General features: G+C 37.7%; 1 protein-coding gene. It reads right to left on the reverse strand.

Annotation, left to right across the window (positions count from 1 at the left end; all coding sequences use genetic code 11):
* A partial coding sequence (locus tag J5566_RS10430) for a hypothetical protein (RefSeq protein WP_208563184.1) occupies positions 1–594 on the reverse strand: 594 nt, incomplete at both ends.

Raw genomic sequence — 594 nt, forward strand, 5'->3', positions numbered from 1 at the left:
CCGAATAAATGTTTATAGTCTTCAATCCAGTTACAGTAATAGGGGATCCCTAAGATATCTTCATCCACTTCATTTTCATAGTAGGAATAGGGATGGGCTACAATGCCAATATCATAATCACCAACTTGCCAATTATTACCTTGCTGACTTTCTCCACCTAGATTATCAATCAATCTGGCTTTTCTAAGGTCAATGTCTGTGCAAATCGTTAAACACTTAAAATCAACAAAATTCGTATCAAAAGGTTTTATATGGTAAGAACCTTCCACAAAGTACTTGTCCTCTGGTTTTGGATATAAGGCTAAAATAGACATTTTTATAGGGTGACCATTTAATTCCAACCAGAAATTACCAACTGGAGTTTTCAGAAGGTCGTAAGCTACCGATGAATCGGCTGGGATTTTTTCTTCCGATAAATCACATGTATGGCCGTGAGTTAGTAAATTCTCCAATTTTTCCGCAATCATTTCCGACCACTCTCTTGATTTTCCTAGTACGGTTTTTATTTTATCCAAAGGATAGGGAGGACGGTCTGCTGGAGCGGTAATGATAGCCACTACTGGAACATCTTTTTTTACAGCTTGCTTGCCAACT

Origin of the sequence: Streptococcus suis (assembly GCF_017601095.1) — a bacterium.
In the GTDB taxonomy this organism is placed as follows: domain Bacteria; phylum Bacillota; class Bacilli; order Lactobacillales; family Streptococcaceae; genus Streptococcus; species Streptococcus suis_Z.